Source organism: Serinibacter arcticus (genome assembly GCF_004786095.1).
Classification (GTDB): Bacteria; Actinomycetota; Actinomycetes; order Actinomycetales; family Beutenbergiaceae; genus Litorihabitans; species Litorihabitans arcticus.
The window spans coordinates 916360-940275 of record NZ_RHPJ01000002.1 but is presented as its reverse complement, the minus strand read 5'-3'; the positions used below and the strand labels follow the sequence as shown (position 1 = coordinate 940275).

At 72.5% G+C, this 23916-nt stretch carries 11 protein-coding genes; all 11 read right to left on the bottom strand.

Annotated elements, in window-relative coordinates; genetic code table 11:
- Positions 1-25: 25 nt before the first annotated feature.
- The 11 genes from SERN_RS08860 to SERN_RS08810 all read right to left on the bottom strand — a co-directional run bounded on the left by SERN_RS08860 (position 26) and on the right by SERN_RS08810 (position 23916).
- Positions 26-835, bottom strand: coding sequence for a carbohydrate ABC transporter permease (locus SERN_RS08860; protein ID WP_135849711.1), 810 nt, complete (start codon positions 833-835; stop codon positions 26-28).
- A gap of 1 nt (position 836) precedes the next feature.
- Positions 837-1796, bottom strand: a complete 960-nt coding sequence (locus SERN_RS08855; RefSeq protein ID WP_135849710.1) for a carbohydrate ABC transporter permease — start codon at positions 1794-1796, stop codon at positions 837-839.
- 96 nt (positions 1797-1892) lie between these two features.
- Positions 1893-3149, bottom strand: coding sequence for a sugar ABC transporter substrate-binding protein (locus tag SERN_RS08850; protein ID WP_135849709.1), 1257 nt, complete (start codon positions 3147-3149; stop codon positions 1893-1895).
- Positions 3150-3302: 153 nt separating this feature from the next.
- Complete coding sequence (locus SERN_RS08845; protein ID WP_135849708.1) at positions 3303-4310, bottom strand: LacI family DNA-binding transcriptional regulator; 1008 nt, start codon at positions 4308-4310, stop codon at positions 3303-3305.
- Positions 4311-4361: 51 nt separating this feature from the next.
- A complete protein-coding gene (locus SERN_RS08840) occupies positions 4362-6158 on the bottom strand; it encodes a M6 family metalloprotease domain-containing protein (protein WP_135849707.1) in 1797 nt (598 codons plus the stop codon).
- A gap of 121 nt (positions 6159-6279) precedes the next feature.
- Entirely contained in the window at positions 6280-8520 is a 2241-nt protein-coding gene (locus tag SERN_RS08835; protein WP_135849706.1) for an Ig-like domain-containing protein, read from the bottom strand.
- Positions 8517-10814, bottom strand: a complete 2298-nt coding sequence (locus SERN_RS08830) for a glycoside hydrolase family 127 protein (RefSeq protein ID WP_135849705.1) — start codon at positions 10812-10814, stop codon at positions 8517-8519. The genes SERN_RS08835 and SERN_RS08830 overlap by 4 nt, the downstream gene beginning before the upstream one ends.
- A 10-nt stretch (positions 10815-10824) precedes the next feature.
- Positions 10825-14793 carry an OmpL47-type beta-barrel domain-containing protein gene (locus tag SERN_RS08825; RefSeq protein WP_233251564.1) on the bottom strand — a complete coding sequence of 1323 codons (3969 nt, stop codon included), beginning with the start codon at positions 14791-14793 and terminating at the stop codon, positions 10825-10827.
- A gap of 137 nt (positions 14794-14930) precedes the next feature.
- Positions 14931-20873: an OmpL47-type beta-barrel domain-containing protein gene (locus SERN_RS08820; protein WP_135849704.1), complete on the bottom strand. Its 5943-nt coding sequence runs from the start codon at positions 20871-20873 to the stop codon at positions 14931-14933.
- A 183-nt stretch (positions 20874-21056) separates the two neighbouring features.
- Positions 21057-23084, bottom strand: a complete 2028-nt coding sequence (locus SERN_RS08815; RefSeq protein ID WP_135849703.1) for a glycoside hydrolase family 127 protein — start codon at positions 23082-23084, stop codon at positions 21057-21059.
- Positions 23085-23088: 4 nt separating this feature from the next.
- Positions 23089-23916, bottom strand: coding sequence for a carbohydrate ABC transporter permease (locus SERN_RS08810; protein ID WP_135849702.1), 828 nt, complete (start codon positions 23914-23916; stop codon positions 23089-23091).

Here is a 23916-nt window from a genome sequence, read left to right as displayed (position 1 = left end):
CTGGTTCATGGTCAGTCCTTGCCCTTCAGTCCTTCACGGCGCCGGCCGTGACCCCCGCCGCCACGTACCGCTGCGCGACGATGAGCAGGATCGCCGTCGGCACGGAGGCGACGACGGCGGTGGCCATCATCGGTCCGTACTCCTGGTTCTGGGCGCCGATGTAGTTGTAGATGCCCATGGTGATGGGCCGCAGGTCGCCGCCGCCACGGTTGAGCGTGGAGGCGAAGACGAAGTCCGACCACGCCCACAGGAAGGCGAAGAGCGCGACGGTGACCGCGGAGTTGCGCGAGACCGGGAGGATCACCGACCGGAAGGTGCGCCAGGTGGAGGCGCCGTCCAGCTCGGCCGCCTGGATCAGCTCCTTCGGGATGCCCGTCATGAAGGCCGCCAGCAGCATCACCGCGAACGGCACGGCGATCGTGGAGTCCGCGACGATGAGCCCGGGGATCGTGTCGAGGAGGCCGTAGCGGGAGTACAGCGAGTAGAACCCCAGCGCCATCACGACCGCCGGCACCATCTGCGCGACGATCAGCAGGAAGCTGAGCGTGCGCCGGCCGGGCAGGGCCAGCTTGGCCAGGGCGTAGCCGGCGGGCGCGGCGACGGCGAGCGTCACCACGACCGTGCCGAGCCCGACCAGCAGGCTCGTGGCCAGGAAGGACCCCTGCTCGCTCAGGACGACCCCGTAGTGCTCGAGCGTGAAGTCGAGCGGAACCAGGTCGCCCCGGCGGATCGAGTCCCGGCGCGTGAGCGAGACGTTCACCATCCAGTAGATGGGAAACAGCATGATCGCGATCAGCACGAGGCCGATCCCGGTCTTCCACCAGGTGCGGGTCATGTCAGTCCTCCTGCCGGCGCTGCGCCGCGATGTAGAGCAGGCCGAACGCCAGCGCGATCACGATCAGGATGCTGCCGACGGCGGAGGCCTCGGAGTACTGGATGACGGCCGAGGTGCCCTTGCCGAACGCCATCCCGTAGGACCACGTGGCCAGCGTCTGGGACGTCCCCGTCCCCAGCGTCATGATCCAGATGATGTCGACGACCTTCAGCGTGTAGACCAGGCCGAGGAGCAGGGTGATGAGGCTGACGGGTCGCAGGAGCGGCATGGTGATTCGCCAGAAGCGCTGCCAGGCGTTCGCGCCGTCGAGCGCCGCCGCCTCGGACAGGTCGGGGCTGATGTTCTGCAGCCCCGAGTACAGGATGACCAGGTTGAAGGGGATGCCCAGCCAGACGTTCGCGATGATCACCGACATCAGCGCGTTGTCGGCCGACAACCACCACACCGGGTCCACACCGACGAGGCCGAGCGCGGCGTTCAGGACGCCGGTGTCGGCGTTCATCATCCACTGCCAGGTGGTTCCGGAGACGATCACGGGGAGCAGCCACGGCACCAGGAAGAGCCCCCGCAGCACGGCCGAGAGTCGGAAGCTGCGCTGGAAGAAGACCGCGAGCGCCAGCCCCACCACGTACTGCACCGCGATCGAGGCGAGCGTGAAGATCGCCGTCTGGCGCAGCACGCGCAGGAAGCGGTCCTGTCCGATCACGTCGCGGTAGACGTCCAGCCCCACGAACGGGGCGCCGCCGTTGACGAACGTGTTCCGGTCGTACCCGTGCACGCTCATGCTCAGGTTCTGGATCAGCGGGACGGCGTAGAACAGGACCAGGTAGGCCAGCAGCGGCGCGGCGAACGCCACGGCCATCCACCTGTCGTGGCGACGGCGGCGCCGTCGGCCGGGTTCGGCGTCCCGGGCGCGGCCTGCGACCTGCGGCACCGGGGCGGTCAGCGTGGAGCTCGTCATCGAGGCACTCTCGCTCTCGCTCGTCGGGATGGTGGCGGGCGGTGCGGGCGCTGGGTCAGCGCCCGCACCGCCGGGTCACGGGTGGTCCGAGGTGGATCAGCCGGCGTCGGCCGCGTCGGTGAACGCCGTACGGATCTGGTCGGCATCGCCGCCCGCGTTCAGCGAGGTCTGCAGCGCCTCGCTCAGCAGCGCCGAGACGACCGGGTAGTCGGTGCCCAGCTCGGTCGTGCGCCCCGAGGCACCCTCGACGATCGGTGCCCACGGCTCCCACAGCGGGTTGGCCGCGACCTGCTCGGCACGGACGTCGGCCTTGGCCGCGAGGTAGCCGAGCGTCTCGTTGGTGTTCAGCAGGTTCTCGCCCTCGGTGAGGCAGGCGATGAGCTCGGCCGAGCGCGCGTAGCTCGCCTCGGCGTCGTCCTCCTGCACCGGGACGGTCATGAACTCGCCGCCGGTCGGCACGGGGGCGACACCGCCGTCGCGGCTCGGGATCGGGATGACGCCGACCTCGAAGTCGGCGTCGGCGGCGGCCTGCGCGAACCAGGAGCCGTTCTCGGCGAACGCGTACTCGCCCGTGAGGAACAGGTCCCACGCGGCCGACTGGTTGTCGGTCGTAGCCGAGCGCGGTGCGTACCCGGCCGCGATCCAGTCCGACATCAGCCGGCCCGTGGCGACGGCGTCGTCGGACCCGAGGTCGGCGAGGTCGGCGCCCGAGCCCCAGAACCACGGCAGGGCCTGGAACACGCCCTCCTCACCGGCGATCCCGGAGAACGTGATGCCCTGGGCGCCGCCGGCGGTCACGGTCTCGAGCGCGGCGTCCAGCGCGTCCCAGTCGGTGATCGACGCCGGGTCGATGCCGTTCTCCTCCAGCAGGGAGGCGTTGTAGTACAGGCCGAGCGCGTTGGAGCCGAACGGGACGCCGTAGGCGGTGCCGTCCACGATGCCCGGGCCGAGCAGGTTCTCGTCGAACCCTGTCGTGTCCAGGCCCGTCTGCTCGGCGTCGGCGACGAGCTGGGCGCCCACCGCGTCCGCCACGACCGGGTTGTCCAGGACGACGACGCTCGGCGCGCCACCCTCGCGGACCGCGGTCGTGAGCTGGTTGAGCAGGTCGGCCGTGGGGATCCCCTGGCGCTCGACGGTCGTCCCCTCGGGCGCGCAGCTCTTGATGAGCTCGTCCCACGGGGATCCTTCCGTGTGCTGGGGGTAGGGGTCCCAGAACGTGACCGTGCCGGCGTCCGCAGCGCCGGAACCCTCGCCCGATCCGGTGCCGTCGCCGCCGCCCGTGCCGCACGCCGACAGCGTGATGGCCAGGGCTGCTGCGGTCGCCAGGGTGGCGGTCCTGATGTGACGTGTCATCGCAAGTTCCTCCTCGTCGAGGCCCGCTCCGGCGTGCTCGCGCCGCGACGGGTGTGCTGGTGGTGACCGGCGGTGAACCGGTTCACCGCAGACTAGGAGCGTCCGACCGGAGAGTCAAGGGGAGACGGTGTCGGCGCGGGGCGACGGCGGCGGTCAGCGGGTCGCGACGCTGCCCTGGTCCACGAGCACGGGCGGCAGCTGCACGTGGCGGACGCCGTCGGGACCGCTGCCCCGCAGGCGGTCCAGCAGCACGTCGACGGCGAGGTCGGCCGCGGCGCGGGCCTGCGACTCCACCGCGGTGAACGGCAGGGCGAAGAACGACGCCAGCTGCGCGGAGTGCAGGCTCACGACCGACAGGTCCTGCGGCACCTGCAGCCCGGTGTCGTGCAGCACGCTGGGGAGCATCGCGACGGCGCCGTCGTTGTGGACCAGGAGCGCCGTCGCCTCGTCGGCCTGCTGCAGGTAGCGCGTCAGGTCCTCGCGGATGAGTCCGGGCTCGTCGCGGCACGGGCTGTCCAGCAGGGTGACGCCGAGCTCCGCGGCCCGCGTGTGCGCCGCACGGCGGAAGCGCAGCGCGAACGTGTGGCCGGCGTCGTAGATCGCGCTCGGCCAGGTCACGAAGCGCACGACGGTGTGGCCGTGCTCGTGCAGGTGGTCCACGAGCACGGTCGCTGACGTCTCGAAGTCGAGGTCGACCGCGTCGATGCCTCGCGTGTCCGACGGCATCCCGATGAGCACCGCCGGCACGGGTGAGTCGGTGAGCGCGGCGAACCGGGGGTCGTCCTCCAGCACGTTCAGGAGCACCAGGCCGTCGACCTGCCGGCTCGAGACCGCCCGGCGCACGGCGACCGGACCGTCCGCGTCCGTGAGCAGCAGGACGCTGTACCCGGCCTCGCGAGCAGCGTCGGTGATCGCGACGAGGTAGGTGGCCAGCGCCGGCTCGAACTCCGCCTGGTGGAACTGGACGACGATGCCGAGGGTCATGGTGCGCGCCGTCGCGAGGGCGCGCGCACCCGAGTTGACCGAGAAGCCGAGCTCGGCGATCGCGGCCTCGATCCGCTGCGTGGTCTCGGGCGTGAGGCGCTTCTTGCCGGAGAGCAGGTAGGAGACCGTCGCCCGCGACACCCCCGCCGCCCGCGCCACGTCACCGATGTTCGCCACTGGTTCGTCCCTCTGCCCCGGCCGCGGCTCGTCCCGCGGTCGAACGTCAGGTTAACCGCCGTGGTGGAAGCGGTGCAGGAACGCGGCCATCGCATCCCGGTTGACCGGGCTCAGCGGCCGGAACGACGGCAGGTCACCGCCGTCGTCCCACCCGGTGGCGATCCCGACGTCGTGCAGCCAGGCGATCTCGGCGGAGAACTGCGCCCCCGGTGCGACGTCGCCGAACGGCGCCGCCGCGGGCGGCACGATCGCCGGTGAGCCCGCCGACCGGTGCAGGAACGCTGCCATCGCGTCGCGCGCGATCGGTTCGTGCGGCCGGAACTGCGCCGAGCCGTCGGGCTGCACCCAGCCCGTGGAGATCCGCTGCCGCGCGAGCCAGGCGATCTCGGCGTAGAACGGGTCGGTCGTCGCGACGTCGGTGAACGGCGACGTCGTCGGCGGCGTGAAGGCCGGCCGCCCCGCGAGCCGGTGGAGGAACGCGGCCATCGCGTTGCGCGCGATCGGGGTCACCGGTCGGAACTCGCGCGACCCGTCCGGCAGCGTCCAGCCCGTCGAGATCCCCGCCCGCGCCAGCCACCCGATCTCCGCGGCGTAGGCGGACCCCGGGGCGACGTCGACGAACGCGGGCACCTCCGGCTCCGGCTCCGGCTCCACCTCCCCCACCGTCACGCGGATCGCGCCACCCGACCCGGCGGGCCCGGCGGGACCCTCGGCAAAGGTCAGCACGGTGCCGGTCGTGGGCTCGGTCCAGGTCGTTCCCGGCGCGAAGGTGGCGTCGCGCAGGCCGCCCGAGCTGCCGGGCGTCGCGTCCACCACCCTGATCGGCCCGCGGCCGGTCCGCTCGGCGACGTCGACGCTGGTCACGAGCGCGCCGGGTCGCGCGAGAGCGCTGTCCCACCCCAGCGCCTGCCGGTTCTCCACGACGATCGCCCGCGTGTCCGACAGCCGCAGCACGAGGGCCGCGTCGTCGCCCGCCGTCAGGTCCGCGAGCGGTGCGAGGTCGGCCGTCGGTCCCCGGCCGGAGCCCGGCGCGGCGCAGACGACCTCGTCGTCGTCGATCCATCCGAGCATCCAGCGGTGCCACGCGAGGAGCTCGGGCGCCTCGCCGGAGATGAGGCCCATGAGGTCCCACTCCCCCACGGCCGCGTGCGCGTCCGGCCCGTCGAACAGGTACAGGTCGGGCAGGCCGAGCGTGTGCCCGGTCTCGTGCGCCAGCACCAGGCCGCCCCAGCCCCACTGGTCGTGCCCGAACGTGACGGCGTGGGTGAGCCGTCGGCCGTCGGCCTTGACGTCGAGGTGGTTGGTCGTCGGGGAGAACGAGATCGCCGGGGCCGCCCGCGTCGCCGACACCCACACGACGTCGGTGCCCGAGAAGTCGACGGTCGCGTCGGCGGCCTCCACGGCGTCGCGCACGTAGCGGACGTGGTCGTCGTAGGTCAGCCCCCGGTCGAAGGGGTAGTCGGTGGACGGGTGCGGCATCCGGATCCACGACGGCGTGGTCGTGACCTCGACGTCCAGGCGGCCCCGCGAGACCTGCTCGAGGTAGTCGATGCCGCTGCGCAGGTTCTCCTCGGCCTCCGACGCCGAGGCGGTTCCGGCCGTGGCGTCGGGGAAGTCGACCAGCAGCAGCGTCGCGCGCAGGGTTCCGGTGGCGGGGAGCGCCTGGCCGTGGACGGGGAAGCCCTCGGCGAGATCGTCGGGCACCCGGTCGAGCCGGCAGTCCTGCGACGGGAGGGGCGCGGCGGCCGACCGGTCGGCGGCGGGTGGCGGCGCCGCCGCGGCCGCCGGGCCGAGGAGGGCCGTCACGACGGCGAGGGCGAGCGCGGATCGGGCGGCGGTGCGGGACACGGGCGACCTCGTCGTCGTCGGAGGGGTGGGAGTGGGATGGATCTGCGCGACAGGGAGCAGAGCCTGCGGCCTCCACCCGGACGCGAACCGGGTGGAAGCCGCAGACAGGGGTTCCTCGGGGCTAGCCGAGGTCGTGGTGGTGGAAGCGGTACAGGAAGGCGGCCATCGCGTCGCGGTTGACCGGGCTCAGCGGCTGGTAGATCCGGGAGCCGTCGTTGCCCTCCCACCCGGTGGAGATCCCGCCGGCGTGCATCCAGGTGATCTCGGCGTAGAACTGCGTCGCCGGAGTCACGTCGTCGAACGGCGACGCGGCCGGCAGCGCCACCGCGGGCGAACCCGCGGCGCGGTGCAGGAACGCCGCCATCGCGTCACGCGCGATCGGCTCGTACGGCCGGAACTGCGCCGTGCCGTCGGCCTGCACCCACCCGGTGGAGATGCCCTCCTCCGCCAGCCAGGCGATCTCCTCGTAGAACTGGTTGCTCACGTCCACGTCCGAGAACGGTGAGACCTTCGGCGCCTCGAACGCCGGCGACCCCGCCTCGCGGTAGAGGAACGCCGCCATCGCATCCCGCGCGATCGGCGTCACCGGACGGAACTCCCGCGAACCGTCCGGCAGCTCCCATCCCGTCGAGATCCCCGCCGTCGCCAGCCACGCGATCTCCTCGAAGAACAGCGACCCCTCCGGCACGTCCACGAAGCCCGGCACCTCGGGCTCGGCGAGCGCGGGCAGCTCGAGGCGCACGCGGTCCTCGGCGTTGCCCGCCGCGTCGGTGGCCGCGAACTCGATGACCTGCACCTCCTCCGTCAGAGCGCGCGTGAACGGCTCCTGGTAGGTGCCCCAGAACGTTCCGGGCCCCTCCCACTGGATGCGGTCGACGCCGGAGGTCGCGTCCTGGGCCGTGAGCGTCACCTCGACGCTCGCGCCGAGGGTGACGACGCTCGCCGTCGTGACGGGCGCCGTCGCGTCCACGCGCAGCTCGCGCGTGGTCTCGCGGGTGTTGCCGGCGGCGTCCGCGGCTCTGGCGGACACCGTCGTGACGCCGTCGGCGTCGATCGTGACCGGCCCGTCGTAGGCGGCGTACGCGCCGTCGCCGACCCTGATCTCCCCCGCCAGGTCGTCGTCGCGGTTGTCGGTGACGACCAGGGTGACGGTGACGTCCTCCTGGTACCAGCCGGCGGGGCCGGGGTTCGGTGCGGTCGTCAGGGTGACGGTCGGCGCGATGGTGTCCTCGCCGTCGTCGGCCGCCAGGACCCACACGAGCGCCTCGGCCACCAGGTCGGTGCCCTCGGCGTCGCCCTCGAGCACGAGCTCGCCCTCGGCGGCGTAGTCGGCCGCGTCCGGGGTCTCCCACGTGACGCCGATCCGGCTGTCGCGGCTGCCGTCGGCGTACTCGGCCGTCACGCGCGACGGCAGCGCGGGCGCGACCCCCACGAGCGTCACGACGCTGACCGGGTCGAGCGACGTGAGGGCCCCCGGCTCGCCGTCCCGCACCCAGACCGTCGCCTCGGCGTCGGTCGCGACGCCCTCGACGTCGCCGGTGACCGTGAACGAGCCGGCCGCCTCGACGTCGGCGAGCGCGACGCTCTCCCACGCCACCGCCCGGTCCTCCAGGCCGCCGTCGACCCAGGTCACCCCGACGACGTCGGGCAGCTGGGGCAGCACGCCCACCGCGGTGGGCACGTGGACGGCCTCCACCTCGAGCGGCGCGTCGGGATCCTCCGGCTCGACGACGACCGCACCGCCCGTGCCCCACAGCGCCCACTCGGTCACGCCGACGGCGGAGTAGGTCACCGGGGTGGCCGTGCCGGGCAGCGCCTGCAGCGTCGCGCGGACCTTGGTGGTGGTGACGGGCTCGAAGGTCGTGACGTTCGGCGTCGTGCGCTCGAGGCCGAACCCGCTCGCCCCGGTGAGGTCGGCCCACGCCCCGGCCGCCTCGTCCCAGGCCTGGATCGTCCAGGAGCTCGGGACTCGGACGTTGTCGCCGTTCGCCTCGGTGCCGTCGGACCAGAACGACATCTCCGAGCGCTCGAGCGTGACCGGCACCTCCCACGTGTACTCGAGCCACTGGCTCGCGGGACGGCTGCCGTCCCACGTCGCCCACGCGGCGTCGAAGGGCCCGGTGGGCTGGATCTCACCGTCGTTGACGGTGTCGATGACGTGCCACGGCGACGTGAACGAGGCCGTGGGCTGCGCGAGCGGCGCGACGTTCGCGGCCTCCTCGGCATCTCTGGCGGCCTCGACGGCGACGGCGGGCGCGGCGCCCCTCCCGCCGTCGGGCGCCGCCACGGTGGGCACGACGGCGGCCGCGCCGAGTCCCACGGTGAGCGCGGCGGTCAGGGCGAGCGTGCGGCGGGCGCTCATGCGAACCGCGCCTTCCCGGCGGCCAGCAGCGTGCGCTGGGCGTCGCGCCGGCTGAGGAGTCCCTCGGCGGAGAACGCGTCGACGGTGCGCCGCACCCCCGCGAGGAAGTCCGTGCGCGACGCGAAGCCGCCGTCGCCCCACAGGGCGTCGAGGAACGTGGTGCCGTCCGGTCGGGCGGGGTTCTTGGCCCCCGAGTCCGTTCCTGCGAACACGATGCGGGGCTCCGTCCGACGGATGTACATGGAGTACTGCGTGTCGTCCCCCGACCAGGCGGGTTCGAGGGTCTGGCCGCCGAGCGTGAAGTAGCCGCCGCCGGTCGGGGTGATCGCGCGGTCGAGCGACCCGTCGAGCGCGGCGCTGCCGTACAGCCCCACCTCGGGCGTCCGCGCCGCGGTGCCGCGCACGAGCAGGACCGTCGGTCCCCACTCCAGGCTCTGCAGCCCCGGGTCGTCGACGGTCGGCACGGCCCGCAGCGAGAACGGCATCTCGACGTCGACTACGTCGCCCGTGCTCCACGTCCGGCTCACCGTCACGTAGGTCGCGGGCCGCGCGTCGAGCTGCTGCACCTGACCGTTGACCTTGACCGTGAAGCCGCGGCGCACCCACCCCGGCACCCGCAGGTGGAGGTCGAGGGCGCCGCCGCCGCTCACGCGCAGCCGCGTGCCCTGCTGGCGCGGGTAGTCGGTCTCCTGCACGAGCGTCAGCCCGGCGTCCTCCCACTCCAGCGTGGAGGGGAGGTAGAGGTTGACCCAGAGCTCGCGCCGGCTCGCGGCGGCGGGCGAGCGGAAGTAGATCGAGTCGTTGTACTTGACGTGGTTCTCGAGACCGGTCCCGCCGCAGCACGTGCCGGTGTTGCCGTACTCGCGTCGGCCGCCCGGCTGCACCTGGAACATGTAGGCGACCTCGGGCGAGGTCGTGCTGCTGACGTTCTTCCGCGAGCCCAGCACGTGGTTGAGGACCGCGCGCTCGTAGTAGTCCATGTACCGCGCATCCAGCGTGTGGAAGAACAGCAGGCGCGAGGTCTTGAGCATGTTGTAGCTGGCGCAGGTCTCGGCGTTGCGGGCGCCGATGTCACCGGCCACGGTGTTCGCCGGTCCCCACAGCTCGCCCTCGCCGTTGCCACCGTGGGCGTAGGTCCGCCCCGGCACGACCATGCCCCAGAAGTTGCGGACGGCGTCGAGGTAGCGGGTCTCACCGGTGTGGTCGAACACCTTCGCGTACCCCGGGAACTGCGGGATGTGCTGGTTGGCGTGCTTGCCGTCGAGGATGTCGACGCCGTCGGCGCTGGCGGTCACCAGGGTGTCGAGGTCGAACAGCTTCGCCGTCGCCAGGAACTGCTCGTCGCCCGTGATGGCGGCGAGCTCGGCGAGCACCTCGTTCATCCCGCCGTACTCGCCGGCGATGTAGATGCCCCACATCCGCTGGCGCTGCTCGTTCGGCAGCACGGACAGGCGCGCGTGCACCCACCGCCCCATCGAGGAGGCGATCGTCAGCGCCTGCTCGTTGCCGCACAGCTGATAGGCGTCCAGCAGGCCGGCGAAGATCTTGTGGGCCGTGTAGTACGGCGCCCAGATCTCGCCGTAGGGGGCGTACCTCTCGAGCTGGCTGAACTGCCACTCGCCGTAGGCGGCGAGGAAGCCGGGGTGGGAGTAGCGCCCGGTCGCGGCGAGCGTCTGCTGCACCTCGCCGAGCCCCGCGACGATCGCGTCCGCCTTGTCCTTCAGCGCACTCTCGCCGGTGCTGGCGAACGCGAGCGCGACCATCGAGAGGAAGTGCCCGGCGTAGTGGCCGCGCAGGAGGTTCTCGGTCTGGACGTTCGCCCGACCCGGGTAGTCCGTGGGCCCCCAGGCCTGCTCGTTGGGGTGGCCGAAGCCCTCCCAGCCGCCGGGCGCGCTGGCGCCCTTCGTGTCGAGGCCGGCGTTGCGCCGGAAGACGGCGAGCACGCGGTCGACGGGGTAGGCGCGGGCGAGCTCGAGGTTCTGGTCGGCGGCGCGGCTGAAGACTCCGTCGCCGATGCGGACGTCGGCCATGCGGAACGGCTGGGCGCGCCACCCGGGACCGATGACGGTGTGGTCGAGGGCCGCGACGGCGCGGCGGTCCAGGACGGTGCCGGCGCGTGCCACCACCGGCGGGGCCGCGACGGCGCCGGGGCCGCCCATCGAGAGCAGACCGGCTGCTGCGGCACCGGCGGCGCCGAGCTGGAGGATCGATCTCCGGCTGACGGCCGGGAGCCAGCTGTCGGGTCCGGGTTTGGTGGGGAGCACAGGAGTCGCGTCGTTGCGGGTGCGGGGCATGTCCGTTCCTTCAGTCGAGGTTGTGGTGGAAGCGGTGCAGGAAGGCGGCCATCGCGTCGCGGTTGACCGGGCTCAGCGGCTGGTAGATGCGGGAGCCGTCGTTGCCCTCCCACCCGGTGGAGATCTCCTCGGAGTGCATCCAGGTGATCTCGGCGTAGAACTGCGTGCTCGGCGTGATGTCGTCGAACGGCGAGGTGGCCGGCAGCGCCACCGCGGGTGAACCCGCGGCGCGGTGCAGGAACGCCGCCATCGCATCGCGCGCGATCGGCTCGTACGGCCGGAACTGCGCCGTCCCGTCCGGCTGCACCCACCCGGTGGAGATCTTCTTCTCCGCCAGCCAGGTGATCTCCTCGTAGAACTGGTTGCTCACGTCCACATCCGTGAATGGGGACACCTCCGGCGCCCGGAAGTCAGGCGAACCGGCCAGCCGGTAGAGGAAAGCCGCCATCGCATCCCGCGCGATCGGCGTCACCGGACGGAACTCCCGCGAACCGTCCGGCAGCTCCCACCCCGTCGAGATCCCCGCCGAGGCCAGCCACGAGATCTCGGTCTCGAACTGCGAGCCCGCTGGCACGTCGCCGAAGACCGGCGTCTCGGGCTCCGGCGTCGCCGCCGGCACCCGCACCGACTGCGCCGCGGACACGTTGCCCGCGCGGTCGGTCGCCCGGACGTGCACGGTGGCGGCGTCCGCCCCGACCGTCACCGGCGCGGTGACCGGCGTCCACGTCGACGGCAGCGCTCCGCCGTCGACCTGGACCCGGTGCTCCACCGACGCGACGCCCGACAGGGAGTCGGCGCCCGTGGCGGTCACCGTGCGTGAGGCGGTGTCGACGACGGCGGCCACCGTGGGCACGGTGCGGTCGATGCCGACCCGGACCGTGGCCACCTGCGAGACGTTGCCGGCCGCGTCGCGAGCCCTGGCCCGCACGTCGCGGCTGCCCTCGTCGGTGAGCGTGACCGGCCCGGTGACGGCGGTGAACGCGCCGTCGCCGACCGCGACCTCGATCGTCGGGGTGACGCCCGAGTCGTCGGTGGCGCTCGCGGTGACGACCACGTCGCCCGCGGCCCAGCCGGACGCCGGGGCGGGGGCCGCCGCCAGCGTCACGACGGGCGCGACGGTGTCCTCGCCCGGGTCGACCGGACCGGTGCCGGGGTCGTCCGCGAACACGCGGAGCTCCGAGGCCGCCACGGCCGCGAACGTCGATCCGTTCGTGCTCGCGCTGACGAGCGCCCGCACCCGGTCGGTGGTGATCGGGGTGAACGTCACCGGGTTCAGCGCCGTGGTGCTGGTGCCGTACGCCGAGGCCCCGGGCACGTCGACCCAGGCCGACGTCGCCTCGTCCCAGGTCTGCAGCACCCAGGCGCTGGGGGCGGCCACGCCGTCGCCGCTGCCGGCGGGCGCGTCGTTCCAGAACTGCGTCTCCGCGCTCGTGATCCGGATGGGTCGCGGCCACTGGTACGCCACCCACTGGCTGGCGGGGCGGGTGCCGGACCAGGTGCCCCAGAGCTGACCCTGGGACGGCGAGGCGGGGACGACGTCGTCCTGCACCGCGGGGAGGGAGTTCCACCCGGCCGTGTAGGACGCGGTCGCCGTGGCGAGCGGGCCGATGTTGCCGGTCAGCGGGCCGCTGATGTCCGCGGGGATCGTCAGCGTGCGCGCCTGCTCGACGTTGCCCGCGCGGTCGACGGCGCGGAAGCCGACGACGTGCTGGCCGGAGTCGGGTGCCGCGACCGGACCGGTCGCGGTCGACCACGCCCCTGTGCCCAGCCGCACCTCGATGCGGTCCAGGCCGCTCGTGGCGTCGGCCGCCGTGACGGTGACCGAGCGGGCCGCGGTGTCGAGCGTCGCCGTCGAGACGGGGTTGGTGCGGTCGATCGCGACCTCGAGCGAGGCCACGGGCGAGACGTTGCCCGCGCGGTCGGTCGCCGTCGCGGTGACCGCGTGCTCGCCGTCGCCGGTGACGCCCACCTCGGTGGTGCGGGCGTCGGTGACGACGACGGGGGCCCCGCCGTCGACCGCCGTGCTCAGCGTGAGCCGGCCACCGCGGTCGTCGGTGCCGTCCACGCGCACGCGCACGTCGGAGCGGAACCAGCCGGCGCTCCCGGCGCTGCCGAGCGGCGTGAGCGCGACCTCGGGGTCGGTCGTGTCGCCGGCGGTGTCGCCCGGGTCGATGACCGTGACGGTCGCGGTGACGCGACCGCCCGCCCAGCCGAGCACGCTGCCGGAGACCTCGAACGTGCCCGGCGCCGCCACCTGCTCGGCCGTGACGGCGTCCCAGAACGCGGTGCCCGGGAGCTCGACGCCGCCGGGGTAGGTCACGAGCACCGAGCCCGGCAGCTCCTGCTCGCCGACCTCGACCACGAGGTCGGGCGCGGTGACCGTGGTCGCCTGCTCGGCGAGGACCTTCCACTCCTCCACCGCGACACCCGAGTAGGTGCTGCCGTTGGTCGAGGCGTTGAGCACCGCGCGCACCTGGGTGGTGGTCACGGCGTCGAACGTCGTGCCCTGGTAGCCGTTCGTCTCGATGCCGTAGCCGCTCGGCCCTGGCACGTCCTGCCACGTGCCGTCCGCGAAGTACTGGATCGTCCAGCTGTCCGGGGCGGCCACGCCGACACCCGAACCGCGAGGTGCATCGCTCCAGAAGTCGATCTCCGACCCCGAGATCCGCACCGGGCGGTCCCACGTGTACTGGATCCACTGCTGCGGCGGGTTGTCGCCCGTCCACGTGCCCCACATGTCCGGCGGCAGCGGGTTGGGACGCACGAGCTCGTCGTTGAGCGCCTTCACCCAGTACTGCACGGGGACGGGCTCGTTGGAGACCGTCACGGTCGCCTCCTGCGCGACGTTGGCACGCGGCGTGAGGTCCTTCGTGGCAGCAGGCGTCGTCTCCACCCGGAGCATGCGCGCGGGGGTCTGCGTGTCGTCCCAGACCACGCGGTCGATCGCGACCGAGCGGCGGAAGTGGTTCCCGCCCTCGGCGTCGGCCGTGTGGTAGGCCATCCACCACTCGCCGTCGAGCTCCACGATGCCGGGGTGGCTCGTGGTGGAGGACACGGGCGCGAGGATCGTCCCCCGGTAGGTCCACGGCCCGGTCGGCGAGGGTGCCGTGCCGTAGGCGATGCACGCGTGGTAGTTCGCGGGCGTGCACTGCGACGTCGGACCGGCGTTGTTGCCCGCGTAGGCCAGGTAGTAGGTGCCGTTGCGCTCGAACGCCCACGCCGCCTCGAAGAACCCGGTCAGTCCGGACACCGTGGCGACCTCGCCCACCGGGGTCTTCATGTCCTGGTCGAGCTCGAGCACGCGCAGGTTGGAGAAGCTGCCCCAGTAGATGTGGACGCGGGTGTCCTCGCCCTCACCCTCGAGCAGGATCGTCGGGTCGATGTTGTGGATGGTGTTCGGCGTCGGGAGCGTCTGGGAGATGATCGGGCCGCCGACGTGGTCGGTCCAGGGCCCCGTCGGGGAGTCCGCGACGGCGACGCCGATGCCGAACTTGTCGCTCGCCGTCGAGTCGCGCTCGTGCACGGGGACGTACCAGTAGTAGCGGTCGTCCGTGCCGATGACGACCTGGCCCGCGTAGGCGCGGCCGGGCGTCGCCCAGGCGAACACGTCCTCCGGCCTCATCAGCGAGGGATGGTGGGTCCACTCCCCCGCGTCGACGTCGGTCGTGGTGAACGAGCCCCACTCGTTCATGATGAAGTCGTTCGTCGTCGGTCCGGCCTCGTCGTGTCCCGTGTAGATGACGAGCTGGTCGGAGCCCGTGGTGTTGCCGGGCGCGCCGGCCGGCACCACGAGGGGTGCGGGGTCGGCGGAGTAGTAGGAGCCGTCACCCAGGATCGGGTTGGTCTGCGAGACGAACGTGGTCGACGGCGGCGGGTCGGCCGGTGCGGCCGACGCCGGGGCGGCCGCGGCCACCGTGCTGCCGATCAGGGCGGCGACGGCGAGCAGCGTCACCGGACGTCGGAGGTGTGGTGTGGGCATGCGAGTCGTCTCCCTTGACGATCGGCAGGGTGGAGCACGAGGGGTGGGGCCGGGTGGGTGTGGAGCTGGGTGGGGCCGGGCGTGCCGGCCCGGTGCTGGTGGGCACCGGGCCGGCACGGCCGTCGGTCTCCTCGGGGTCAGCCGAGGTTGTGGTGGTACCGGTAGAGGAACGCGGCCATCGCGTCCCGGTTGACCGGGCTGAGGGGGCGGTAGATCCGCGTCCCGTCGTTGCCCTGCCACCCCGTGGTGATCTCCTCGGAGTACATCCAGGAGATCTCCGCGTAGAACTGCGTGCTCGGAGTGATGTCGTCGAACGGCGAGGTGGCCGGCAGCGCCACCGCGGGTGAACCAGCGGCGCGGTGCAGGAACGCCGCCATCGCGTCACGCGCGATCGGCTCCAGCGGACGGAACTGGGCGGTCCCGTCGGCCTGGACCCAGCCGGTGGAGATCTTCTTCTCCGCCAGCCACGCGATCTCCTTGTAGAACTGGTTGCTCACGTCCACGTCCGAGAACGGCGAGGTGGTGGGCGCCGTGAAGTCCGGCGAACCGGCCATCCGGTAGAGGAAGGCCGCCATCGCATCACGCGCGATCGGCGTCACCGGACGGAACTCCCGCGAACCGTCCGGCAGCTCCCACCCCGTCGAGATCCCCGCCGTCGCCAGCCAGCGGATCTCCTCCTCGAACTGCGTGCCGGCGGGGACGTCGGTGAACTCCGGCGCCTCGGGCTCCGGCGTCGCGACGACGTCGTAGACCTCCCACTCCTGCACGCCGTGCGCACCCTTGCCCGACTCCGTGCCGCTGGCCTGCATGACCGCCCGCAGCGCGGTGGTCGTGACCGGGGCGAACGTCACGGTGTTCCAGTCGGTGGCCGACGTGCCGTAGGCCGAGGCGTCGGTGACGTCGCGCCACTCGCCCGTGCCCTCCTCCTCACCCGCGACCCAGTACTGCAGGGTCCAGGAGGCGGGCGGGGCGACGCCGGCGCCGGTGGCGTCGAGGTCGGAGGTGAACCAGAGGCGCGTCCGGTCGACCGTCACCGGGACGGTCCAGTCGTAGCGGATCCACTGCTCCCCGACCTCGGGCCACGTGGTCCAGACGTCCGAGTTCGGACCGACCGGACCGGTGGGGGCCACGCCGTCGTTGAGGTTGCTCGGCGTCACCCATCCCGCGGTGACCGACGCCGTGGCGACGGCCTGGAGCGCGATGTTGCTGGAGGCCGTGCCGGCCTCGAACGCGACCGCCTGCTCCGCCGAGACGTTGCCGGCCCGGTCGAGCGCGCGGGCGTGCACCGTGGTGGCCGCCGAACCGACGGCGACCGGAGCGGCGTACGTCGTCCAGTCGGTCGGGACCGGCTGACCCGCGACCTCGAGCCGGTACTGCACCGCGGCGATGCCGGACAGCGCGTCCTGACCCGTCACGGTCACGGTGCGCCGCTCGGTGTCGGGCGTGGCCGTCACGGTCGGGACCGTGCGGTCGATGGAGACCGTCAGCGAGGCGACGTCGGAGACGTTGCCCGCCTCGTCCGTGGCGCGGGCCCGCACCTCGTGCTGACCCTCGTTCGTGATGGTCACCGGGCCCGTGTAGGCGGCCAGGTCGGCGTCGCCGACGGCGACCTCGATCGCCGGGGCGTCGTCGACGGCGTCCGTGGCGGTCACGGTGACCGTCACGTCGTCGTCGGCCCAGCCGCTGGTGGGAGCGGGGTCGGGCGTGATCGCCACGAGCGGTGCGACGGTGTCCTCGCCGCCCGTGCCGCCGTCGCCCACCACGACCGTGGCCACGGCGAGCTTGTCGGTGCCGGCGACGGTGCCGCTGACCTCGAACGTGCCCGGCTCGGCGTAGCTGGCCGGGTCGACCTGGGCCCAGGTGACGGCGATGCCGCTGGAGCGCGACCCGTCGTTGTACTGGACCGTGACCGTGGGAGGCAGCGCGGGGGCGACCCCCGCCGTCGTGCGCACGTCCACCGGGTCGACCGTGTTGATCTGGACCGCGTCCGTGCCGCGGACCCACACGTGGGCCGTGGTCGTCAGCGTGGTCCCGGCGACGAAGCCGGAGACCGTGAAGTCGCCGATCGCCGCGACCTGGGAGGGCTCGATCGCTCCCCAGGCCACCGACGCCTGCGCCGTCGAACCGTCGGCGTAGGTGACCGCCACGGTGGCCGGCAGCGTCGGGACGACGCCGACCTCGGTGCGGACGTCGACGTCCTCGACGGCGGAGGCCGGGGCGGCGAAGACGCGCCACTCCGAGACCCCGACGGCGGAGAAGCTGGTGCGGGCCGCGTTGGGCAGCGCGTTCAGCGTCGCCCGCAGCTTCGTGGTGGTGACGCCGTCGAACGTGACCGTGTTGGTCGCGCCGCGCTGCGTCGGGTAGGCCGAGGCCCCCGTGACGTCCTTCCACGACCCCGCGCCCGCCGCGTCCCAGTACTGGATCTTCCAGGACTCGGGCACGGCCACACCGTCGCCGCCCGCGGTGACGTCGCTCCAGAAGTCGATCGAGCTGGAGGAGACGCGGACCGCGGCGGGGAAGTCGTACTGCAGCCAGCGGGTGGCCGGGCGCGAGCCCGACCAGGTGCCCCACAGCTCGGTGCCGGCGCCACCCGTGAAGAAGGGCGGCTTGCCGTCGTTCACGGCGGCCACGGCGTTCCAGCCCGCGGTGTACTCCGCCGACGCGGTCGCCGTCGAGGCGACGTTGATTGAGCCCTCGGCCTGCGTGGTGCCCTGTACGACGAGGTCCTTGACCGAGGTCAGCTCGCCGTCGCTCACCGTCAGGCGCAGCGTGTACCGGCCCGGCTCGGTGAAGCGGGCGACGGTCGTGGGGGCCGTCGCCGCGTCGAACACGACGCTGCCGCCGTCGGGGGCGTCCACGACGCTCCACGCGGAGGTGACCCCGGTACCGGGCAGGCCGTCGTCCTTGGCCGTGCCGACCAGACGGGCGGACCCGGCCTGGTTGTAGGCGGAGTCGAGCCACGCGTCGGCGAGCGGCGCCTGGTTGGACGAGGCGGGTGCCGGGACGCCCGTGTCGAACGCCTGGACCTCCTTGATGCCGGTGCGGAAGCCGGGCGCGTGCTGCACGGTGACGCGCAGCTGCGTGGCCTCGACCGGGGAGAACCGGACGTGGTTGAGGTTGCCCTGCGGGTAGACGGGGGCCCGGGAGGAGTCGGGGACGGGCTTGAAGCCCGAGCCGTCGTCGTACTCCACGAGGAACTGGGACGGGGCCGCGTAGCCCTGGACCGTCGCCGTGGAGGAGGAGCGGTAGAAGTACACGCGCACGTCGTCGACGGTGGTCGCGCCACCCAGGTCGATCGTGAGCGAGTCGCTCGCGTTCGGGGAACCGGCGGTGCCCCAGAACGGCTCGTTGATCGTCGTGCCGTCGACGGCGCCCGCGGGGTCGCGGGTCGCGGCGGAGAAGGTGGCCGCGGCCGCCTTGCCCTGCGCGACGTTCGCCGAACCGGCGCTGGCCGGGTCGACGTCGGCGCCGGCCTTGGCCATGACGTCCACGACCCGGGCGTCGGCGTCGAACGTGACGTCCTGCGGCGCGTCGAGGGTCGTCGTGGCGGCGGTACCGACGAGCGCGATGCCGTCCTCGGTCTCCACCGTGCCGGTGGCCGGGTCGTAGACGACCTTGCCCAGACCGTCGACGGTGAACGCGAGCTCGCCGTCGAGGAAGACGGAGTAGCCCTCGGGGACGTCGTCGCCGTAGTGGCGCTCACCGCCGGGCGCGTCCCACGTGACCGTGAGGTCGCGGTCGCGGTAGCGCACGTTGTTGACCGTGAAGTGGTCCCAGTCGACGTCGATCGGGTCGAGCTCGATCTTCGCGTCCGACCGCGGACGCAGACCCATCGCGTCCTCGATCATCGTGAAGTTCGTGGTGCCGAGGATCGTGTGGTGGATCCAGGAGCGGTAGCCGATGTTCTGCGGGTCGTGGCTGCCGTTGGACCAGAACTCGTTCTGGTCCGGGAACCGGTTGTCACCGTTGTTCTGGTAGTGCGACCACGCGTTCCAGTACAGGAGCTTCTTGTACCACTCGGCGTCCACGTACTCGTTGGGGTAGTCGCGCAGCACGCTCGAGAGCATCCGGAACGTGACCGTGGAGTTGATGATCGAGAAGTTGTTCGACCCCGGCCCGCCATACGCGGCCTGGTCGGCCTGGTTGGCCGTGAAGAACGGGAAGATCGGGTACTGCTCGTCGTCCGCCCACAGGCGCAGGGCCTCGACGTAGGGCTGGTCGTAGTCGGCCTCGCCCGGCTTCGGCATGAGGCCGACCGTGAAGGGGTAGTAGTTGTTGCTCTCCTTCCACGGGACCAGCGCGTCCGTGGCGACGTGGCGGTGCTTGAGCATGTTGCCCATGAGACCGACCTCGTCCGGCGTGGTGCGCTCCGGCTCCCAGAGGTACTCCAGCACGGCGTCCTTGATGCTCTGCGCGAACGCGTCCATCTCGTCGGCCTTGGCCGTGTTGCCCGCCACCCGGTAGGCCTCCGCCGACGCCCGGGCGTTGGAGTAGAGGTAGGCGTTCTCGGTGCGGTCCATGTTGCCGGGCCGCCAGTGGAACGACACCGCGTCGGCGTCGTTGCCCGTCATGGCGCCCCAGTTGTACTCGATCAGGCCGTTGCCGTCGGCGTCGTAGGCGTCCTGCAGACCCTTGACGTCGTCCTCGGCGTACTCGGCCAGGTTCTCCGCGATCGCGGTGGGCCCGCCGTGCAGCTGGTAGGAGCGCCAGGCCGCCTCGGAGATGTACTGCGTGTAGCTGTTGGACCAGTTGGCGGGGTCGCCGGGGTTGTCGACGTACTTGTAGCTCTTCGAGGTCTCGCCGGCCGCGACCCACGGTCCGTAGGAGTAGACCGGGTCGCGGAAGTACTTCAGGTCGTCGATGAACATGCCCGTGGTGAGCACGATCGCGTTGTTGTAGCCCAGCACGCCCTCCATCGAGGTGGGGAACTGGTAGTCGTTGCCCGGGATGTTGGCGTCGAGGTAGTTGAAGCGCATCAGCCACCAGCGGTAGAAGAGCGTCTTGTCGATGTTGTCCTCGGGCGTGTCCAGGTAGGGCACGTTGTCGGCCCACCACCGGTTGTAGTCGGTGACGTGCGTCGTGTACGCGGCCGCCGGCGTCGCCGCCCTGACCTCCTCGTACTGCGCGAGCGTCTCCGGGCGCTCGTTCGTGGCGAACCCGATCTGCACCTTGGTGGTCGCCGCGCCGGTGGCGGGCACGGCCAGCGTGGTCGTCAGCGAGCCGTCGGCCACGGTGAACCCGTCGCCCGAGAGCCGCGGGAAGATCGTCGTGAGGTTGTTGTTCGCCACGACGGCGCCGGTCAGCTCGTCCGCTCCGGCCTCGCCCTGCGTGGCGAAGGAGGAGGCGGCCGTCAGGACCACGGTGCGGGCCTGGCCGGTGGTCGAGGAGACGTCCAGGCGTGCCGTGGCGACGTCCTCGCCGGTGATGAACTTGGTCTCCACGATCCGCAGACCGGTCTGGGCGTTGGTGAAGACCGCGCGCCAGTAGCTCGGGGTCTGCTTGCGCTCGGCCGGCACCTCGGTGAAGACGACGTCGGCGCCGTCGACCTGGGCGGTGACCTGGAAGGCACCCTGGCCGCCGGCGATGGTCTCCCAGTAGGCGACCTCGCCGCCGAAGCCGATCACGCCGGGCTGGTGCGTCTTCATGAACACGGCCTTGCCGCGGCTGAAGAGCCACTGGTTGGCGTCGCCGTTGCCGCCGCCCGGCGTGTTGCCGGTGCGGGCCAGCATCTCGTCGATCCAGAAGTCGGAGTCGACGGAGCTGCCGGCGCCCGCCGCGACGTCGGCGTCGAAGATCGCCTGGAGCTGGTTGCGGGTGTCGTACCCGGTGCCCTCGTCGGGGACCGGGGTCGCCGACCCCGAGAACACGGGGTAGCCGACGTCGGAGTTGGGCGCCGCGACGGCCGGGGCCGCCACGACGGCGCCGGTGAGACCGGTGGCCGCCGCGGCGAGCGCGACGGTCGCGGTGCGCCAGCCGGTGCGCGGGCGGGAGCGGGTCGGTGCGGGTGTCGAGCGGAACCGCACGGGCGCCGTGCGGCGCTCGTCCGGGGTGCTGCCGGGGGGAACTGGTTGCGTCGTCATCGGCGCAATCCCTTCTCGGGTGGGCGTTCCGACCGTCGTGGTCGGACGTGAGGACGTACGAGGGAGCTGGGTCCTGGTGCTCGTGCTCGCCGGTGGTGAGCGGCGCCCGCACGGGGCGCGCTCGTACCGGGCGGTGCCCGCACGGGCCGGATCGGGTCGCGTCACGACCCGGCAGGGGCGGGGTCAGGCGTGGTGCGGGGCGACCTCCTCCCGGTGCGGTGCCTGGTCGACGTCGGCAGGGAGCCAGACGCGCATGGTGGAGGGGCCGCGCTGGGCCCAGGCGTGGTACGGCGTGAGGTCGACGGCGACGGTGCGCACGTCGCCCGCGTCGCCGCCGCGGTCGGCGGCGGAGCCGTAGGGCCACACCCGCCCGGCCGTCGGTTCGGGAGCGGGCCGCGCCACCGTGCCCGTGAGGCGCACGGTGCCCGCGTCCTCGCGCACGGAGGTGGGGTCGACGGTGAGACCGGCGACGTCGTCGCCGTCGAGGTCGATCGACTCGGCGCACATCACCAGCGGTCCGCGCTCGATCGCCACGCACCCGCGCACCGCGTCGATGCGGGGGTCGGGACGGCTGACCCTGGGCACGAGCGGCACCTCGAGCACCACGACGTCGCCGTCGGCGAACGTGCGGCGCACGCGTGCGACGTCGCCGTCGACCCGCTCGCCGTCGAGCACGGCCGCACCGTGCGCCCAGCGCGGGACGCGCACGGCGATCTCCGTCTCCCCCGCCGGGGCGCGCACGACCGTGATGGTCACCTCGCCGGAGTCGGGGTAGCTGGTGGCGACCTCCAGCGTCACGGCCCCGGTCTCCAGGACGGTCTCGATGGTGGCCGAGGCGAGCTGGTGGAGCTGGATGCCGTCGTCGGTCGCGGTGGCGACGTAGGAGCCGAGCTGGGCGAAGGTGCGTGCGACGTTGGTCGGGCAGCAGGAGACCTCGAACCAGGGCGCGCGCAGCTGCGCGAACGCGCGGGGGCTGACGACGTCGGGGTCGGCCTCGGCGCCCGGCACGCGCTTGTGCAGGGGGTTGGTGTAGAAGAACGCGGTGCCCTCGGGCGAGGGCGAGGCCGCGACCACGTTGAACAGCGCGCGCTCCACGACGTCGCCCCAGGAGAGGTCACCCGTCGCGAGCGCGAGACGCCACGCGACCATGACCGAGCCGATGCCGGCGCACGTCTCGGCGTAGGCACGATCCGGGGGGAGCTCGTAGTCGTCGCCGAACGCCTCGTCCTGGTGGTGGGAGCCCATGCCGCCGGTGATGTAGGTCCGGCGCGCGAGCGTCCGGGAGAACTGGGCGGTGAGGTGGGCGAGGAAGTCGCGGTCGGCATCCTCGACGGCGACGTCGATCGCCCCCGAGGCCAGGTAGAGCGCGCGGACGGCGTGCCCGACCATGACGTCGGCCTCGCGGACCGGGACGTCGTCCTGGAAGTAGGAGCGGGAGAACTCGATGTCCTTCAGGGTGCGGTGGCCGCGGCGCTGGACGAACAGCCGCGCCTGGTCGAGGTAGCGCCGCTCCCCCGTGGCCCGGTAGAGCTCCACCAGCGCGGGCTCGATCTCGGGGTGGCCGCAGACCGCGTCCCTGCCGTCCTGGCCGAACTCGTGGCAGACGTGGTCGGCGGCGCGCAGGGCGATGTCGACCAGCTCGTCGTGGACCCCGGTGCGGAGGCGCGCGACGGCGGCCTGGATCAGGTGGCCGTAGCAGTAGAGCTCGTGGCCCCACTCCAGGTCGGAGTAGCGCGGGGCCTGGCCCTCGCGCCCGTAGAGCGTGTGGAGGTAGCCGTCCTCCTCCTGCACGCGGCCGATCAGGGCGGCGACCTCGCGGATGCGGGCGTCGAGGGAGGCCTGGCCGGTGCGGCCGTGCTCCCAGGCCATCGCCTCGAGGAGCTTGTAGACGTCGGAGTCGGCGAACTCCCGCCCGGTCCGGGTGGTGAGGATGTCGCCGTCGACGGCGGCGCGGAAGTTGTCGATCCAGCCCACGCGCTCCTCCCAGGCGTCGGCGTGGGGGATGATCCCGACGGCGTTGATCCGCTGCCGCTCGGCCCAGAAGCCGCCGGTCAGGCGGACCTCGTCGGTGCCCAGCGGGCGCAGCGCGCCGCGCGTGGGCGCGACGGGGGTCTGGGTGCCACGGCGGGTGGCCGCGACGAGCAGGCCGTCCTCGGCGCCGTCGGGCTGGTGCGTGGTGGGGGCGGGCGAGGTGCCCGTCTCGGTGGCCATGGGATCAACCCTTCAGAGCGCCGGACATGAACCCGTTGACGTAGTGCCGCTGCAGGAGCAGGAACAGCAGGACGCACGGGATGGTGAGGACGACGACACCCGCCTGGGTGGAGCCGTAGTCGATGACGCCCATGACCTGCTGGCGCATGTTGACCAGCGCCAGGGGCAGGGGCTGGTTGTCGCCACCGACGAGGAAGAGCGGGACCATGAAGTCGTTCCAGGCCGCCAGGAACGCGAACAGCCCGATCGTGATCAGGCCGGGCTTGACCGCGTGCACCAGCACCCGGCGCAGCGCCCCGAACGAGCCGCAGCCGTCCATCAGCGCGGCCTCCTCGATCTCCTTGGGCACGCCCTCGAAGGAGATCCGCATCATGAACGTCGCGAACGGCAGCTGGAACACCGCCAGCACGAGGCCGACGCCGACCAGGGTGTTGTTCAGGCCGAGCGTCTTGAGCCAGATCGTCAGGGGGATCAGCAGGGTCGCGTACGGGACCATCAGGATCGACAGCGTCACCAGGAAGAGCGCGTTCTTGCCGGGGAAGGAGAACCGCGCGAAGGCGTAGCCGCCGAACGTGGCCGCCAGCAGCGTCACCCCGACGGCGACCAGCGAGATCGCCAGGGAGTTGCCCAGGTAGTGGGGCAGTCCCGCCTGGTAGCTCGCCAGCGTGGCGTAGTTGTTGAAGCCGAGCCCCTCGACCTGCGCCGAACCCGGCTGCGGGGAGACCGAGCTGACCGTGGTCCAGATCAGCGGGTAGAGGAACACGATCGCCAGGCCGGCGGTCAGGACGTAGTACGGCGTGCGGAACCCGAGACGGGAGGTGCGTGCGTTCAT